Below are 17,239 nucleotides of genomic sequence, written 5' to 3'. Positions count from 1 at the left end.
TTATCAAATATATTATAAAGGTGAGACATTTTAACAATAAAATAAGCATCTGTCGTTTGTCAGATGCTTATACAATATTCATTTTCAGATCATTACTAGATGAATAGCCTTTTCACTTAAAAATGATTATTTCAAATTACGTAAGACTATTCAATCACCTCTTCTGTTAAAAGATTGCAACTTTGTTGCAAGAATGCGCCTGATTACGGAAGATCGTTTCAAAGGTTAACTGAAGAAAAGCGCCCTATAATGAAATAATCGCAAATGTATAAAATCGTTACTTTTTCTTATCACGATGTCTTTTATCAGCCGCACTTAGTATCAATAGAGTAGCTACAAAGAAAACAATACCTTCAACTATCATCGTAGTCCAAATACCAAAAGAGAAGAAAAATAACAATAATGGAACACCTAATATTAATGTTAAACCAATTCCAAATCCGATCTTTTCAGGTAGTGCATTAATTTTATCAATCATTATTTTCACCTTTTCAAACCTTTTCTTCTAATTTCTTCAAGAAAGTTCGGTCTTTTCCTTCAATTATAATTAAAAAACATTCATAGTTTTCAGATTTACCGTATCATAACTAATCCAGTCTTTTAAAAGTTTATTCAAGATAATGGCCCTATAGCTAAAGAGGGCACAATTCTTTTTCAAGAATTGCGCCCGTTAGTCTATAATAGTCACTGGATAAGACTTGGATTCACCATTAACCTTAATATCTATTGTGTCATGATACTGATCAGTTGTTAAAGAATATATATATTGCCTTACTTCATCATCTTTTGAATCCATTTCATCTAACTTAACAAGTGCTATCGTATCCACCGTTTCCAAACTGGCTTCAACTTGTTCTTGAGAATGAAAAACAATATAATATATTTTGCCGCTTCTGTTAATCACTTGAAGTTGAGCATCAGGATCTATTACTTTACTTCAGTTACTTTTTTCGGAACCTTATCCACCTCGCCAAAACTTAATTTTTGCTGCGTACACGCTGATAAGGTTGCTAGAACTAAAAACATTATTAAAAATAATTTCCTCACTTATTTCACTCCCTTGTCTTATTCTTGTTAATTCAACAATCTGGCCCGATTCATTAAGAAGAGCGCACTTCTTGTTGCAGAATTTCGCCCGATTGCTGAATAACGAATATTAAACCTTGGTACTAAATATCCTTGACATTAATTTATGATATGGTTAACCGTAACAAATCTAAATGAGGTTTAGGAAAAAAATCAACATCTTAATAACTCTATTTTAAATTTATCCCTGATTAGAGGAAATATAATTTGTTTTCAAGGCATTTGTTCTCCAACCTTTTATAAAAAGAACAGATGCAACAATCGCTGTACCAAGCCAAACGGGCAACAAAATACTGGAAATAATAGGTAGTGTGGTTAGTTCAAGTACAGTTCGATCTAATGCAGTTTGGAAACCTATTAGTATAATCGATAGCGTCCAAGAGATACTACCATAATGGATTAGCAATTTTTTATATGTTCATTTAATTGAACTTTTTCCAAAAGCCATCCTGAAAAGATTAATGTTTGTAATGCATGAAAGCCTATTCCATGTAGTACGATTAGATTTCCCACATCTCCTGTAAATCGGTCTTGGAGCAAAATCATCCATATTCCAGCAATATTAGCTGCTAGAAAGATATAAACGCATAGCGAATCCCTATTATGAGCAACGGACGTTCAAAAGGATATTTTATTCGAAAAAACTGTATAGTCAGCAGTAACTACTCCCTTTTTAGAACCTCCTCACTCCATCCCTTTTCCATGAGTTAATTGAGGCAAATCCAATACCTCTGCAACCGTAATAAGAAAACCTGTGCAAATAAAATGAGATACTGTCTCTTTTGCATTAGGTATTCCTGCTCTTTCAAATTTCAACTATAAGGATTCAAAACTTTTAAGAAACAAATTGCGAACACGTTCTCGAATGCCAAAACCTGATATAGCATGAGCCTGCATGACCATCAACGCCTCATCACGATGAGCTTGTATGATTTGATTAAACCCACTGCCCATCTTTTGGATTAATTGATCAGCAGGTGCTTTAACTTCCGAAATTGTGTCATAAATACAGCTAAACGCACGATCAATGACTGTCTTAAATAATTCCTCGTTGTTTTCAAAAAAAATGAAACACATATGGCTGTGTCACTCCTGCAGCCTTCGCCACATCGCAGTCGTTGCTTTATAATATCCCTTCTCTACGAAAACCACTAAAGCATTTTCAATAATTAGTTCCCTTTTATCTTTATGTACCACCAATACTATCATCCTTTAATACTTTATTTATTAATTAATAAATAAATGTATATGGTATCGTAATATTTTGTCAATTAATATAGCGTAGAATTATTACACCCGAAAACAATGAGGTGATTTCTCGATTTACTTCGACTCTATCAAACCCTACAGGAGCGCAAAGTTTATAGTAAGAGACTTTAGAAGCCTCTTGAAACCAAAGACTTAACTTTTATTATTATTGTGGCTCACTTGTTATAGGGTATGAACCTTTTCTATGGAGATGTGAAGTTGGAAGAATTACCTCATTACGACACCATCAACAACTTCTTATCTCGCTTACATCCAGAAAAATTAGGAGAAATTCGTACTTATATGATTAAGGAACTTCTTAAAAAGCGTAGCTTTGAACGATTCCGAATCAACGGAAAATATTGGGGCATTATCACTTTATAGTTAATTATTTAAAATTGGACTTGTATACTCTTAGATAATAGAAAGTACATATGGTATTTCTTTACTTTTGTGGATAAGTGAATTTTGATATGAAACAATGTAGAACATAAATTTACTCTTCACACCTGACTCCATATGATGGTACTTTGCTTATATTTATACTTTGTGCTAGCCTAAGTAGTAAGTGAATAAATAATTTTCACTTAATAGAGTAATAGAGTATTTTGGAGATGGTACTATAATTTTTAAAATCATTAAAGATATTCTATACAATAGGGAATCTTAGCACTTACGATACTCGCTAGATGGTAGAGATGAAATTAAGGAATCAGGTTCGCCTGGTTCTGAGTAGATGTAAATTAAACTAATGCAGATATTGACGGATTTTGAATTGACTTAATTCGATTCAGCAGTCATTTTTGAATGTCTTGCTGCTCATATCATTATAAGCTTGGTTACCAATACCAATGGCTCTGAGAAGAATGAAGGTGACTATGGTGCATGATATATGTTCTTCCAAGTATAGATGGGCTTCGATCTTATTGAAAATTTAGTACCAAATGAAGAACTTTAGAAAGGTGTTGTGATTATTCGTGAACTCATTAAAATCATTGTTAGCAGTGGGGATATCCTTAATTGTTCTTCTCGCTGCATGTGATGATGGTTCAATAGAAGAAAATTCAGCAGAGACTGAAGGAGACATTAATTATAGTGAAGAAGTAAACTACACAATCACAGGTATTGAGCCTGGTGCAGGCGTTACAGAAGCAGCATATAATACGCTTGAGACTTACGATAATCTTGATGGCTGGGAGCTTGAAGAAAGTTCAACAGTAGGAATGCTCGCACAATTGGCTGATGCGATAAATAATGAAGAGCCAATTATTGTTACCGGTTGGATACCACACTATAAATTTATCCAATACGACTTGAAAATATTAGATGACCCAGAGGTTACTATGGGAGAGGTTGAATCTGCCCATACAATTACACGTTTAGGCTTAGAAGAAGACATGCCGAACGCTTATAAACTACTTGATGCATTTAACTGGGAGTTAGATGATGTGGAACAAATAATGTATGAAGCGGAAGATTCTGATGTTGAAACTGCTGCTTCCAACTGGATAGAAGATAATCAGGATAAAGTCGATGAGTGGACTGAAAATATCGAAGAAGTAGACGGCAAAGAAATCGAAATTGCTTCAATGCCTTGGGCAGCAGAGCAAGCATCTGCAGCTGTTATTGAACAAGTATTAACCGATTATGGCTATGATGTTACAGTAACAGAAGTCGATCCAGCAATTTTATTTGAAGCTATTGCCGGTGGCAATGTTGATGCAACAGTTGCTCCAGCATTACCAATAACACAAGGACATTTATATGATCGTTACGAAGGTGAATTTGTTGACTTAGGTCCAAACTTGGATGGTCTGCAAAATGGTTTTGTTGTTCCTGAATATATGAATATTGATTCTATTGAAGATTTAGAACCAAAAGAGTAACCACCCATAAATACAATTGAGATGATTCAAACTCCAAGGGTTATTTACCTACCAAACCCTCAATCTATCTTTAGCGTTTTTTGTGTACCAAAATCTTGCTATGAGTGGGTTTGTTTTTACTTTTCCAAGCGGATTAACAATCTGGACCAGAGATGATCATTCTCGTCTAACATTTGAACATTTAGAAGAAATGGATAAAGAACATCAAAAAGAAATTCTACTTGGAGGTAATTATGGAGTTCCAGACGAAGACCTTGGTCCCGTTATGGTATTTCAAGTAAGTGATGCTTCTAAGTTTATTACAGGACAACTATTGCCAGTTGATGGTGGATAAGCCTTTATAATTTTAACATGTAACTACTTCATCTTAAATAAAGGACAAAGGGATAAGTTTCTCAACCCTTTGTCCTTTATTAATGGAGTCCTTCACTCCAGATAAATAACCTAATATTGCACTATAGGAAGTATCACTTCCGTAGGTTTTAATAGAATTGAAATATAGATGTAAATGTAAACATTTATTATGTGCTAGTTTTTAAGTACATCTTTGGGATTTCTCTTCCTGGCCACATTGACTACACAGAACAAAAGAAGCAAACCCTCTAGATTCGTATAATGAATGAAAAAGGATTTAGAGGGTATTTTTTTATCCTTCCTAGCCAACCAAAAAGCCTCATTTACTTATGATATGGTTCACCACTATTAATGCTAAACTACCTCCTCAACAATCTGGCCCGATTGTTGATTAAGAAAAGTGACTCTTCTTTATTGAAGCCTCGTACCTTAGCATCCATGAAGCTATGCTTCATCACAAAATATCAAGTAAATTACGTTCTTTTATGTATTTAAATAATATGAGTAATTATTAGATAAAGCAGTTTGAACAAACCCTTATCTATAGTACTTTTACAGAAATCCTGATTTGACCAAATAAACATCTAATAAGTGTTAAATTCAACATACATTTATTTAGCGTGTCAACATTAAAATATAACTTCAATTTAGAAGATAAAGGAACGTATGGGGAGCATATTAAAAAGTACGATATCTTTGAAGAAGGAGATAAGACACTCCTTTTCCAAGATAATATTAATGGGTAAATAAAATTAAAAATAACCGCTTCCATAGAAATATTACAGAAGCGGTCGTCGGAGTAAAAGAAATACAACAACGGTTAGGACATACAGATATTAACACGACAATGAATATTTATGCTCATATGACTGCTAATATGGAAGAAAAGGCCTCCCACCAGTTCAGTAAACTGATGAAAGACCTTCTCTAATAAAAGAGTTTTATATTAAAAGATAAACATTAATCACTCATTATGAGCAAAATTATGAGCATTTATCTTTCTTCTATCATAAAACCCTTATATATCAAGGGGTAAAGCGGCTTATTACATCATGCCGCCCATTCCACCCATTCCGCCCATGTCAGGCATAGCTGCTCCGCCTTCTTCAGGCTTGTCAGCAACTACTGCTTCAGTTGTTAATAACATTGCAGCAACTGAACCTGCATTTTGAAGTGCAGAACGAGTAACTTTAGTTGGGTCAACGATTCCAGCTTCAACCATGTTTACCCATTCGCCAGTAGCAGCGTTAAAGCCTACTCCAGGTTTTTCGTTCTTTAAGCGCTCAACGATAACAGATCCTTCACGACCCGCATTTTGAGCAATTTGACGAACTGGCTCTTCGATCGCACGTAATACGATGTTAATACCAGTAGCTTCGTCACCTTCTGCTTCAATTTGAGCTACTTTTTTGTAGATTTCTACTAAAGCAGTTCCTCCACCAGCTACGATTCCTTCTTCAACCGCCGCACGAGTAGAGTTTAGAGCATCTTCAATACGAAGTTTACGCTCTTTTAATTCTGTTTCAGTTGCAGCACCAACTTTAACTACTGCAACCCCACCAGCCAATTTAGCTAGACGTTCTTGTAATTTTTCACGATCAAATTCAGAAGTTGTTTCTTCTAATTGAACACGGATTTGGTTTACACGTGCAGAAATTTGTGCACTGTCACCAGAACCTTCAACAATTGTAGTGTTTTCTTTGGAAACAACTACCTTTGCAGCGCGGCCTAATTGTTCAATTGAAGCTGATTTAAGATCCAAACCAAGATCTTCAGTGATCACTTGACCACCAGTTAAAGTAGCAATATCTTCTAGCATCGCTTTACGACGATCACCGAATCCAGGAGCTTTAACAGCTACCGCATTGAATGTTCCACGAAGTTTGTTTACTACTAATGTAGCAAGTGCTTCACCTTCAACATCTTCAGCAATTAATAATAATGGCTTACCTTGTTGAACAACTTGCTCAAGAACCGGTAAGATTTCTTGAATGCTAGAGATTTTCTTGTCAGTAATTAAAATGTATGGATTATCAAGAACTGCTTCCATTTTATCAGAATCAGTTACCATGTATGGAGAAGCATATCCACGGTCAAATTGCATACCTTCTACAACATCTAATTCTGTTGCAAAGCCTTTTGATTCTTCAATTGTGATAACTCCGTCGTTTCCAACGCGTTCCATAGCTTCAGCGATTAACTCACCAACAGCTGTATCACCTGAAGAGATAGAAGCAACTTGTGCAATAGATTCTTTTCCTTCAATAGGTGAAGAAATAGATTTTAATTCTTCAAGAGCTGTTTGGATCGCTCTATCCATTCCTCTACGGATACCCATTGGGTTTGCTCCTGCTGTTACGTTCTTAAGTCCTTCGCGAATCATCGCTTGAGCTAGAACTGTTGCAGTCGTAGTACCGTCCCCAGCAATGTCATTAGTTTTACTAGCTACTTCTGCTACTAATTTTGCTCCCATGTTTTCGAAAGCATCTTCTAATTCGATTTCTTTAGCAATCGTAACACCATCGTTAGTAATTAATGGAGAACCGAATTTTTTCTCAAGAACCACGTTGCGTCCTTTAGGTCCAAGAGTTACTTTTACTGCGTCCGCTAAAGCGTCAACTCCACGTAGCATCGCGCGGCGTGCGTCTTCACTAAACTTAATATCTTTAGCCATAATGAATAACCTCCTAAAATTTGATATAGTCTATAAACCAAGTATCATTATTAAATAACAGCTAGAATGTCATTTTCACGTACGATTAAATATTCAGTACCTTCATACTTCAATTCAGTACCAGCATATTTTGAGAAGATAATGCGATCACCAACTGAAACTTCGATAGCAACGCGCTCACCATTATCTAGTACACGGCCGCCTCCTACAGCTACAACTTTACCTTCTTGCGGTTTTTCTTTAGCACTGTCCGGTAAAACAATACCGCTTGCTGTTTTTTCTTCAGATGCAATTGGTTCAATGATAATGCGATCACCTAGTGGCTTTAACAATTGAAACAACCTCCTCAAATATTTATGTAATTTTTTATTTTATTAGCACTCGACACAACTGAGTGCTAACACAATTATTATATTAATCAATTCTGTTATTTTTTGCAAGTCAGACGATGTAAATTTTCACAAAAATATTCTTTACATATTTTTTATCTTTCAAACCCAATTGTTCTAATTTGAATAACGACAACCTTTATTGATAGAATAGTAAAGAAGTGCTTGATTAAAGGAGAACTTTATTTTGAAAAGAGAATACGGAATCATTCTAATTATTTACATAGGAATGCATTTATCTGGAATCATTGGATCACCACTGCTCCTCTTTTTCAGTAATATGTTTGGCTATTCGATGAGCCCGGGAAGTGCAGTCACATCATGGTTATTAATAAGTTTTAGCATCGCTTTCGTTTTCATCTTGTTTCATTTAAGAAAAGAAATTCATCCTATAAGAAATGAACAAGGGGTTATACCACTTCAATCTATCTTTTGGGGGATTAGCGGAATTTTCCTAGCCTTTTTTGCACAATCTATTGCAATAACGATTGAAATGGCGCTTGGAATTGAAATGGGATCTGAAAACACCCAACAAATCGTTGGATTAATTCAAGCTGCCCCACTCGTCATTATCATTACCTCGATCATTGGACCGATATTGGAAGAAATCGTGTTCCGAAAGATTTTATTTGGTTCTTTATATAAGAAGCTTAATTTCTTTTTAGCTGCTTTAATCAGCTCTCTTATTTTTTCGCTTGCACATGGGGAGCCAGAACATTTAATCCTATATGGGGCGATGGGCTTTACCTTTGCATTTCTTTATGTTAAAACAAAACAAATTCTTGTACCGATTTTTACACACGTTGCAATGAACACGATTGTAGTAATTATGCAACTTAATCCTAACTTAATGGGGCAGTTGTAAATTGGGACAAGGTTGAAACCATTATTGGGGGATTAAAATTGAGACAAACACCATTGTTTTCGGGCATCATTTATGTTGTCCTTGGAATTATTTTCACCCTTTTCGCTATTCAAAATGTGAATACGGATGGTGAATGGGGATTTTTTTCTATATTATTAGTCATTCTAGCAACCTTTGACTTTGGTTCAGGCTTCCGACTAATACGAGCACACTTTAGAATGAAAAAACAAAAAAATGAGCCGTAAAATAAGGCTCATTTTTTTATTCTTCATTTTTTACTTCTTCTACATCGGATGAATAATGCTTTAAAAAGTAGACAAGTGCTTGCAACTCGACCGCCAAATCAATATGATGAACACGAACATTAGCAGGTACCGTTAATCGTGCAGGCGTAAAGTTTAAGATCGCTCTAATCTTTGCTTCTACTAACCGGTCAGTTACAGGTTGAGCAACTTGTGCAGGAATGGTTAAAATGGCAACCTCTACTCCCTGTTCTTCAATTACTTTTTCAATATCGTCCATATGATAGATCGGCACATCTCCAATCGATCTTCCAACTTTATCAGGCGATACATCGAATCCCATAGCTATCTTAGTATTGTTATTTTTCATAAAATTATAATTTAAAAAAGCGGTGCCCAGATTTCCAACACCAATCAGAGCAACCTTTGTCAATTCATCCTGATCCAATGTTTTTCTGAAAAAGTTTAATAAATATTGAACGTTGTAGCCGTATCCCTTCTTACCTAATGCACCAAAATAAGAAAAGTCTCTCCGAATCGTAGCTGAATCTACTTTTACTGCTTCACTTAATTCAGCTGATGAGACCCTTTGTTTACCAGATGCAGCTAAATTAGTTAAGAATCGATAGTATAATGGTAGTCTCTTCGCAGTTGCTTGTGGTATTTTCGTTGCGTCATTTGCCATAAATACCCCCCTTTCCACTACTCTACTTATTTAATTTTATCTTGTCTTTTAAAATCGCCATTTTTACCACCGGTTTTTTCAGCTAGGTAAGTTCTTCCGATGATCATCCCTTTATCAATAGCCTTACACATGTCATACACGGTTAATGCACATACTGAGGCAGCAGTTAAGGCTTCCATCTCTACACCTGTGCTACCCTTTGTTTTCACAGATGCTTCAATATGAAGGATGTACTCATCCTCGTTGTTTTCCCATGAAAAGTCAATATCAATTCCTGTTAAGGATAGAGGATGACACATAGGAATAATATCCCATGTTTTCTTGGCAGCCATTACACCCGCTACTTGGGCAACAGCTAATACATCCCCTTTTTTCATTTGATTATTTGTTATTTTATCATAAATTTCTTGACTGACGGTAATACTTGATAGGGCCATTGCTGTTCGAAATGATTCTGGTTTGTCACTTACATCCACCATTTTCGCTCTACCTTGCTTATTAAAATGAGTAAACTCCGCCATAATTTCACCTCTTCTCAAATGATACACTATTTATTTTAAGTTGTCCTTTAATTTGTATTCTATTTCACAATAAGATTTTTTTAATCAAATAGTTACTACTTCCATTCCTGGGATGTTCCGCTGAATATTGCTGCAAATTCACGAATCGGTTAATCTATTAATATAGAGGTGAATAAAGAACATGATTTTAATGCAAATAAACCAATTATGTAAATATTATGGTGCAGACATCATTTTGTCAAATATAAAACTTGAAGTTCAAACTCGTGATCGAATTGCAATCGTGGGTAGAAATGGAGCGGGAAAATCCACCCTTCTCAAAATAATGGCTGGTCAATTATCCTATGATACAGGCGAAGTGATCAAGCCAAAAGAGGTAAAGATTGGCTATTTAGCTCAGGATACTGGGCTTGAGTCAAGCTTATCCATATGGGACGAAATGCTTTCCGTTTTCGAGGATCTACGAAATCAAGAAAAATCGCTAAGAACCCTCGAGCAAAAAATGGCGGATCCAGTTCTAATAGAAAATCATACTCAATACGAAAAAATTCTAAAAGAATATGATCTTCTACAAGTTCAATTTAAAGACAATGGTGGATACCAATTTGAGGCAGATATCCGCTCGGTTCTGCATGGTTTAAACTTCCATACTTTCGATTATAATACCAAAATTTCTACTTTAAGCGGAGGACAAAAGACAAGACTTGCCCTTGGTAAATTATTATTATCAAAGCCCGACATTTTAATTCTCGATGAGCCTACGAACCACTTGGATATTGAGACATTATCTTGGCTTGAGCAATACTTACAAAGTTATGAAGGGGCCATTCTAATCGTCTCCCACGACCGTTATTTCCTTGATAAAGTCGTCAATGGTGTCTATGAAATTTCACGAAACCAAATTACAAAATATCCTGGCAACTACAGCTTTTATTTAGAAAGGAAAGCTGTAAACTATGAAAGAGATCTGAAACTTTTTGAAAAACAGCAAGATGAAGTCGCAAAGCTACAAGACTTTATCCAACGCAATCTTGCGAGGGCATCAACAACAAAGAGGGCACAAAGTCGGCGCAAACAACTCGATAGAATGCAGCTAATGGATCGACCATTAGGTGATGAAAAGTCAGCCTCTTTTCATTTTGATATTGAAAAACAATCTGGTAATGAGGTCCTTACGATTCAATCCCTTTCGATCGGCTATGGTACCGAAGCTGTCTCTAAAGATATCAACCTCAGAATAACTAGAAGCGAAAGTATCGCACTTGTTGGACCAAATGGAGTGGGTAAATCTACATTATTAAAGACCATTGTAGAAAAGCTCCCTGCTTTAAATGGGGATATTAGGATCGGAACGAATGTAACCATTGGCTACTACGACCAACAACAGGCAGATTTAACTTCAAACAAGACCGTTCTTCAGGAGCTTTGGGATGAATATCCGCTGAAAAACGAAAAAGATATCCGAACCGTTCTCGGTAACTTTTTATTTTCTGGGGATGATGTATTAAAAATTGTTTCATCTTTAAGCGGCGGTGAGAAGGCCCGTTTAGCATTAGCGAAATTAATGATGCAAAAGGCTAACTTATTAATTCTGGACGAGCCAACAAACCACCTGGATCTTGATAGTAAAGAAATTCTTGAAAATGCACTAATCGATTATCCGGGCACCATTTTATTCGTATCCCACGACCGATACTTTATTAACCGAATTGCTTCACGTGTTGTAGAGTTAAATGCTACAGGTGTGAACGAATATCTAGGAGATTATGATTATTATGTAGAAAAGAAATTGGAGCAAGAAGAATTATTAGCACTTGAAACAACTCAAACAGAAAAGCCATCCAATCCTTCTACTTCTGAAAAGACTACGTATCAACAAGATAAAGAAGCGAAAAAATTAGAGAGACAACGACAAAGAAGAATCGAACAGATTGAAAACCGTATTGAAGAACTCGAACAAGCTGTGGATAACCATGAACAACTTCTTTGTGATCCTGAAGTATTTCAAGACCATGTAAAGTCACTTGAGATTAATGAAGAAGTAGAGAAATCAAAGCAAGAAATTGAGGATTTAATGGAAGAATGGACTTTGCTGTCCGAAGAATAATGTTCCCTTTATGTTCATTTCTTCCCTTCTGTAATATATTATACAGAAGGGAGGATGAACAACACGGATCGTCTCATTCTTTTAATGCCGGCTGGCATTATCGCGGGTTATGCATTAATAAAGGTCCCATTAAATCTTACTTTCCTATCTGGCATGGCTCCAGTTACACAAACGATTGGTGTTTTAGCGATTTTAATTTGTTCTCTTTATCTTATTTATAAAGGAATTAGAGCAATCGCCGGAAAATAATGGCTCACTAAGGCTGTCTGATGGAGATCCATATCCTTCTAAGACAGCCTTATTTTTTTAAAAATCCTACCAACCATAAAAGTTATCCACATACCTTTTCCACAAATTTATTCACAGTTTATTTATTAACATTCCTGATTTCCACACGCTTTTCCACATAATCCACAGTTATGCACAATCTTATCCACAATATCAACAGAATATTATGGTTATCCACAAATTTTGTTGAAGTTATTGACATTTCCACAGGCTATACTATAAAACCTGTTGATAAGTCCAAAATCTTCACATAATTCACACTACAAGTTCGCAAGCCTATGACCTTCTTTCCAAGAAAAAAACTCCTATTGACATAGGAGCTTTACTGATCATTATATAATGTTATTTCTAGACCTGGATTTGCATTTAGAGCTAATTTTGCACGATGTCCTTTTTCAAACAATACGGTTCCTGCTGCAGCAATCATCGCCGCATTATCTCCACATAAACTTAATGGAGGAATAATCAATTCGATATCATTTACCTCATTAAATGCTGCTGTTAAGGCCGTACGCAAGCCTTTGTTTGCTGCAACTCCTCCAGCAAGCAGTACTTGTTTCACAGGATATTCCTTAATTGCTTTGATTGTTTTCGTAACTAACACTTCAACAACACTCGCCTGAAAACTCGCTGCCAAATCTTCAGGTTTAATCTTTTCACCACGTTGCTCGGCATTGTGGACAGTGTTGATAACTGCTGACTTTAATCCACTAAAACTAAAGTCATAAGACCCTTCCTCAAGCCAAGCGCGAGGCAAATCAATAGTTGCTTCTCCCAGCGCTGCTAAACGGTCAATATGAGGGCCCCCTGGATAAGGCATCTTCAGCGTTCTAGCAACCTTATCGTATGCCTCCCCAGCGGCGTCATCCCTCGTTTCTCCGATTACTTCAAAGTGACCATGTTCTTTCATATAAACCAATTCGGTATGACCACCAGAAACGACTAGAGATAATAAGGGAAATTCCATTTCCTTTATTAGTCGGTTTGCATAAATATGGCCTGCGATATGATGAACACCTATAAGTGGTATACCATGGGCAAAAGCTACCGCCTTTGCAGCATTAACACCAATTAATAGTGCACCCACAAGACCTGGACCTTCCGTTACAGCCACCGCATCGAGATCCTTGTAAGAAACCCCCGCCTCTTTCATCGCCTCTTCTAGCACAATTGTAATCTGTTCAACATGATGTCGAGACGCAATTTCAGGTACAACCCCACCAAAGCGTTTATGACTCTCAATTTGAGATGAAACAATATTTGAAAGAATTTCCTTGCCATTTTTCACAATCGCAACAGATGTTTCATCACAGCTTGTTTCAATTCCCATTATCAGTACATCTTTTTCCATTAAAAGTTCACCCACATTACTAATGCATCTTCATGATTATCTGAATAATAGCCTTTCCGTAAACCACCGGCTTGAAAACCAAACTTCCGATAAAGTGATTGACCTATATGATTTGAAACGCGTACCTCTAGTGTCATCATTTTAGCCCCATATTCTATCGCTGTTTCAATCACATTCCGCATTAACGATTCACCAATTTTCATTCCACGATACTCAGGAAGAATTGCAATATTTGTTATATGTGCTTCATCTAGGACAAGCCACACCCCACAATAACCTATTACTCGTTCTTCAACGACTGCCACTGTATATAGTGCATGCTTATTTTTCGTCAGTTCATTGAAAAAAGCCTCTTTACTCCAAGGCACTGTAAATGATTCATGTTCAATTACCATAATTTGATCGAGATCTTCAATCTCCATCCTTCTATATGTAACTGTTAATTCCATTCTGACCTCTTCCATTCCTATTGCCGCTCTTTTTGTGATTGGATCCACTTAGCCTCAGCCTCTGCTAGACGTATATAATTCGGAACAAAGGCATGAATATCTTCAGCTGGTTTGTCTCGCCCAAGTAAAGCCAACTCAGCTGGACGGGGATTATGCTCTGTTATCCCTGCTGCAACAGCCTTATCGCCTAAAGCTTGTCGAATGCCATCTAAATGAATGTCAATATCTCCCCCAACAAATAGAACCTTCTTGTCTAGCTCTCGCAACTGTTCGGCCCATTCAACAGAAAGAAGAATTTGATCGGGCATAACCGATTGAATTTTTCCCTTTTCAAAACGATAAAGTCCTGTATAAATCTGGCCTCGGCGCGCATCAAACAAAGGTGATACATATCCATCAAAATGCCGTCCCACCCCAGCAGCCAAAACTTCCAAACTTGACACACCGACTAACGGAATATTCAATGTCCAAGCTAATGTCTTAGCAATTGTTACACCAATCCTTACTCCTGTATATGAACCCGGACCTTTTGCTACGACAATCTTATCTATATCAGCTGGTTTCATATCACAATCATCCAAAAGTCGTTCTATACCAGGCATCACACGTACTGAATGGTTTTTTTTCATATTTGTTATATATTCACCGATTACTTTATCCTCATTAACAAGGGCAATCCCGAGTGAATAATTTGATGTATCTAAAGCTAGCACATTCATGAAAAAATCTCCTTACATAAATCCTCATATCTTTTCCCCATCGGTTTGAATACAAATTTACGGGTATCCTCGCCCCCATGATAGATAATAATATTCAATCGTTCTTTCGGAAGTTGCTCCTCAATTAGATGAGCCCATTCCACTACTGTCACACCGTCACCTTCAAAATACTCATCAAAGCCTAGGTCCTCATACGAATCTTCTAAACGATATACATCCATATGATAAAGAGGCATTGCTCCCTGATATTCTTTGATAATTGTAAAAGTAGGGCTATTCACATTTCGCTTTATTCCTAGTCCAAGGGCCAACCCTTTTGTAAAAGCAGTTTTTCCTGCACCTAAATCGCCTTCTAATGTAATCACATCTCCTGGTTGCAGAAGAGACGCTAGATGTTTGGAAAAATCGACAGTTTCGTCTACACGATTAGATGTCCATTCAAATTCCATTATTCCCATCACCTATATTCTTACTATATCTTTTCATATTAGCACCCATAAAAGAGAAAAACAAACGAAACTATTAGGGGTTGGGTTTGACCCAACCCCTAGACCTATTTTATTTGTACAAATACATATAACTCCATCATAAAACTTGATGCATCACTCGTTTTATCAATATTTACACTATACGGAATCACTTTTATAGAAGCATATTCGTTTTCCACCATAAAGGTAGCCTCTTCAATTGCCAAGAATTCCTTACTTGTTTGATAGTCATAGTACTTATCAAAAATTTCTTTTGTTTCAAATTCGATGATTCTTTCTTTTTCTGCGTTGTATACTTTATAAATGACTTGGTCTTCTAATCCCTCTTTCATCAGAGTATACGCCTCTCCATTTTTATCAAATGAAACGACATTGTCATCTGTATTCTTTTCATTATGGTAAAAGTAAATATTCGAGTTAACAAAAACATCATAGCCGGTGATTGGTATAGAAACATTCGGCTCTAGGCTGACATATACATATTCATTGTTTTCATCCCGTCCATAATACTCTTTAAACCCAAATGTCTCAGAGAAGTCTTCATAAAAGTTAAAATCCTTTGGCAGCCATTCGATTTCCTTGTCATAATCCATCATACTTAAATAGTTCATGGCCCCTGTAATGATTTTTTTATCCTCATTGGTGATATTTCCATTTGGTTGAATCGTATAATTTTCCAGCATATTATTTTCAACTAGAACCTTTTCCACTATCTCTATTTGACTTGATTTGCTTATTGTAAAAGCATCAACAGGCGGAAGAATGGAAAACAGAGAAAATAGAATCAACAAAGCCGCTACAATTCCATTTTGTCGAACAGGTAAAAAACTTAAACATCCCCCGGCAATGGCTGCAAACAATCCATACAAGATTACATAATAGCGGGTATGGGTAATGCCTGTGTCACTTAAACTAAGAATCGATGAAATCATTTGAAACAAAACAATAGGGACAAGAATTTTAGGTAAAATCTTTCTAAAAAGCAACGTAAATTTATTTTCAATTTCACTAGCTAATAAGTAGACAACGATGACGGTAATCGAATAAGTTACAATCATCGGTTCTAGTAAATTATCTCTCCAAAATTCCCCACCAATGTTTTGTAAGATATAGATCAGTAATATCACCGTAAAAACCGCGATCAATGGAATGATAATATAGGATATTAAAATTTCAAAAAACTTCGGAGGGCTAGACAGTTTAATAATCCTGTCCGTTTGATGCTTAACCTTTTCTTGATCTTGATTTTGATTTCCAGGAAAAATCGGAATGAGTGACAGGAAGTACATTGGAGTAAATAGGATAAATATCAAATTGGCCGCATGCGAATACGTTTTATAATCGATCGAAAAAATAAGCTGGTCAATTGCTGTAATAATGATCGCAAATCCAATATAGAGTACACCGGAGAAAAACAATGAGTTAAAAATAGACTTAAAGGTAATCATGAAGCTGTTATTAAAATTAATCCTACCGTTACTTTTATTTACAGGAATCCAAATAAAAGTGAAAAGGAGGGCAAATAAAGCCACTGATGTCCGTATGGTCATTTCCAATCCTAAGGTTGGTGCAGGCATAATAATTAGGTAATACCCACCTGTAAGAATAAGCACGATTCCCATTAAGATGTAGCGTATGGTCGTCTTTATAAAAAAACGTTCATAACTTACTTGAGAAACGGCACTTAGAAACACACCAACGATCAGTGTTAGCAAAATTTTTGAAAGATCTTTATCACTCTGAATGTCCATTGCATTAATCATGACTGCAAAGATCAGAAAGATGGTTGTAAGAGGAAAGCGCGTTACAGCAACCGTTAGGCCTCTTAGACGGTCTTTAAAAAAGCGTAAGAGTTTCATTTCATTCCCTTCTTTCATCTGTTTTTAT

The 17,239-nt window shown here is 36.1% G+C and carries 21 protein-coding genes and 1 pseudogene; 8 read left to right on the top strand and 14 right to left on the bottom strand.

The window, feature by feature from the left end:
• Positions 1 to 277 precede the first annotated feature (277 nt).
• The 5 genes from R4Z10_RS01730 to R4Z10_RS01710 all read right to left on the bottom strand — a co-directional run bounded on the left by R4Z10_RS01730 (position 278) and on the right by R4Z10_RS01710 (position 2,163).
• Positions 278 to 478 (bottom strand): hypothetical protein, encoded by a 201-nt coding sequence (locus tag R4Z10_RS01730; RefSeq protein ID WP_338471516.1) that lies wholly within the window; start codon positions 476 to 478, stop codon positions 278 to 280.
• Between the two features lie 192 nt (positions 479 to 670).
• Entirely contained in the window at positions 671 to 838 is a 168-nt protein-coding gene (locus tag R4Z10_RS01725) for a hypothetical protein (protein WP_338471515.1), read from the bottom strand.
• A gap of 429 nt (positions 839 to 1,267) precedes the next feature.
• Positions 1,268 to 1,492, bottom strand: coding sequence for a hypothetical protein (locus R4Z10_RS01720; RefSeq protein WP_338471514.1), 225 nt, complete (start codon positions 1,490 to 1,492; stop codon positions 1,268 to 1,270).
• Between the two features lie 278 nt (positions 1,493 to 1,770).
• Positions 1,771 to 1,902 (bottom strand): hypothetical protein, encoded by a 132-nt coding sequence (locus R4Z10_RS01715; RefSeq protein WP_338471513.1) that lies wholly within the window; start codon positions 1,900 to 1,902, stop codon positions 1,771 to 1,773.
• Positions 1,903 to 2,163: a hypothetical protein gene (locus tag R4Z10_RS01710; protein WP_338471512.1), complete on the bottom strand. Its 261-nt coding sequence runs from the start codon at positions 2,161 to 2,163 to the stop codon at positions 1,903 to 1,905.
• Between the two features lie 363 nt (positions 2,164 to 2,526).
• Here R4Z10_RS01710 and R4Z10_RS01705 point away from each other — a divergent pair, with 363 nt between their 5' ends.
• The 4 genes and pseudogenes from R4Z10_RS01705 to R4Z10_RS01690 all read left to right on the top strand — a co-directional run.
• Positions 2,527 to 2,718, top strand: coding sequence for a hypothetical protein (locus R4Z10_RS01705; RefSeq protein ID WP_338471511.1), 192 nt, complete (start codon positions 2,527 to 2,529; stop codon positions 2,716 to 2,718).
• Between the two features lie 593 nt (positions 2,719 to 3,311).
• Positions 3,312 to 4,220, top strand: a complete 909-nt coding sequence (locus tag R4Z10_RS01700; protein ID WP_338471510.1) for a glycine betaine ABC transporter substrate-binding protein — start codon at positions 3,312 to 3,314, stop codon at positions 4,218 to 4,220.
• A gap of 100 nt (positions 4,221 to 4,320) precedes the next feature.
• Positions 4,321 to 4,554, top strand: coding sequence for a hypothetical protein (locus R4Z10_RS01695; RefSeq protein ID WP_338471509.1), 234 nt, complete (start codon positions 4,321 to 4,323; stop codon positions 4,552 to 4,554).
• A 798-nt stretch (positions 4,555 to 5,352) separates the two neighbouring features.
• Positions 5,353 to 5,505: pseudogene (locus R4Z10_RS01690) on the top strand (site-specific integrase); the annotation flags it as partial.
• 114 nt (positions 5,506 to 5,619) lie between these two features.
• Here the strand turns inward: R4Z10_RS01690 and groL are convergent.
• On the bottom strand, positions 5,620 to 7,248 hold the full coding sequence (gene groL, locus R4Z10_RS01685) for a chaperonin GroEL (protein ID WP_338471508.1): 1,629 nt from the start codon (positions 7,246 to 7,248) through the stop codon (positions 5,620 to 5,622).
• A gap of 50 nt (positions 7,249 to 7,298) precedes the next feature.
• Positions 7,299 to 7,580 carry a co-chaperone GroES gene (gene groES, locus R4Z10_RS01680; protein WP_338471507.1) on the bottom strand — a complete coding sequence of 94 codons (282 nt, stop codon included), beginning with the start codon at positions 7,578 to 7,580 and terminating at the stop codon, positions 7,299 to 7,301.
• A 244-nt stretch (positions 7,581 to 7,824) separates the two neighbouring features.
• Here groES and R4Z10_RS01675 point away from each other — a divergent pair, with 244 nt between their 5' ends.
• Positions 7,825 to 8,502, top strand: a complete 678-nt coding sequence (locus tag R4Z10_RS01675) for a type II CAAX endopeptidase family protein (RefSeq protein ID WP_338471506.1) — start codon at positions 7,825 to 7,827, stop codon at positions 8,500 to 8,502.
• Positions 8,503 to 8,540: 38 nt separating this feature from the next.
• Positions 8,541 to 8,747, top strand: coding sequence for a YdiK family protein (locus R4Z10_RS01670; RefSeq protein ID WP_338471505.1), 207 nt, complete (start codon positions 8,541 to 8,543; stop codon positions 8,745 to 8,747).
• Between the two features lie 16 nt (positions 8,748 to 8,763).
• On the opposite strand, the gene R4Z10_RS01665 is transcribed toward R4Z10_RS01670, so the two are convergent.
• Together R4Z10_RS01665 and moaC are read right to left on the bottom strand one after the other, a co-directional pair.
• Positions 8,764 to 9,429 (bottom strand): redox-sensing transcriptional repressor Rex, encoded by a 666-nt coding sequence (locus R4Z10_RS01665; protein ID WP_338471504.1) that lies wholly within the window; start codon positions 9,427 to 9,429, stop codon positions 8,764 to 8,766.
• Positions 9,430 to 9,455: 26 nt separating this feature from the next.
• A complete protein-coding gene (gene moaC / locus R4Z10_RS01660; protein WP_338471503.1) occupies positions 9,456 to 9,950 on the bottom strand; it encodes a cyclic pyranopterin monophosphate synthase MoaC in 495 nt (164 codons plus the stop codon).
• A 181-nt stretch (positions 9,951 to 10,131) separates the two neighbouring features.
• On the opposite strand from moaC, the gene R4Z10_RS01655 reads away from it, so the two are divergent.
• On the top strand, positions 10,132 to 12,057 hold the full coding sequence (locus tag R4Z10_RS01655) for an ABC-F family ATP-binding cassette domain-containing protein (protein WP_338471502.1): 1,926 nt from the start codon (positions 10,132 to 10,134) through the stop codon (positions 12,055 to 12,057).
• A gap of 54 nt (positions 12,058 to 12,111) precedes the next feature.
• Positions 12,112 to 12,306 (top strand): hypothetical protein, encoded by a 195-nt coding sequence (locus tag R4Z10_RS01650; RefSeq protein ID WP_338471501.1) that lies wholly within the window; start codon positions 12,112 to 12,114, stop codon positions 12,304 to 12,306.
• A 361-nt stretch (positions 12,307 to 12,667) separates the two neighbouring features.
• Here the strand turns inward: R4Z10_RS01650 and tsaD are convergent, their stop codons facing one another.
• The 5 genes from tsaD to R4Z10_RS01625 form a co-directional block, all read right to left on the bottom strand.
• Positions 12,668 to 13,696 (bottom strand): tRNA (adenosine(37)-N6)-threonylcarbamoyltransferase complex transferase subunit TsaD, encoded by a 1,029-nt coding sequence (gene tsaD / locus R4Z10_RS01645; RefSeq protein ID WP_338471500.1) that lies wholly within the window; start codon positions 13,694 to 13,696, stop codon positions 12,668 to 12,670.
• Entirely contained in the window at positions 13,696 to 14,145 is a 450-nt protein-coding gene (gene rimI / locus R4Z10_RS01640; RefSeq protein ID WP_338473138.1) for a ribosomal protein S18-alanine N-acetyltransferase, read from the bottom strand. Before rimI ends, tsaD begins: the two co-directional genes overlap by 1 nt.
• 17 nt (positions 14,146 to 14,162) lie before the next feature.
• On the bottom strand, positions 14,163 to 14,864 hold the full coding sequence (gene tsaB / locus R4Z10_RS01635) for a tRNA (adenosine(37)-N6)-threonylcarbamoyltransferase complex dimerization subunit type 1 TsaB (RefSeq protein WP_338471499.1): 702 nt from the start codon (positions 14,862 to 14,864) through the stop codon (positions 14,163 to 14,165).
• Complete coding sequence (gene tsaE, locus R4Z10_RS01630; RefSeq protein WP_338471498.1) at positions 14,861 to 15,313, bottom strand: tRNA (adenosine(37)-N6)-threonylcarbamoyltransferase complex ATPase subunit type 1 TsaE; 453 nt, start codon at positions 15,311 to 15,313, stop codon at positions 14,861 to 14,863. Before tsaE ends, tsaB begins: the two co-directional genes overlap by 4 nt.
• A gap of 104 nt (positions 15,314 to 15,417) precedes the next feature.
• Positions 15,418 to 17,211, bottom strand: a complete 1,794-nt coding sequence (locus R4Z10_RS01625; RefSeq protein WP_338471497.1) for a DUF4153 domain-containing protein — start codon at positions 17,209 to 17,211, stop codon at positions 15,418 to 15,420.
• Between the last annotated feature and the right edge of the window lie 28 nt (positions 17,212 to 17,239).

It is taken from the genome of Niallia sp. XMNu-256 (genome assembly GCF_036670015.1).
In the GTDB taxonomy this organism is placed as follows: Bacteria; Bacillota; Bacilli; order Bacillales; family Cytobacillaceae; genus Bacillus_BD.
This window is presented reverse-complemented; position numbering and strand designations above follow the sequence as displayed.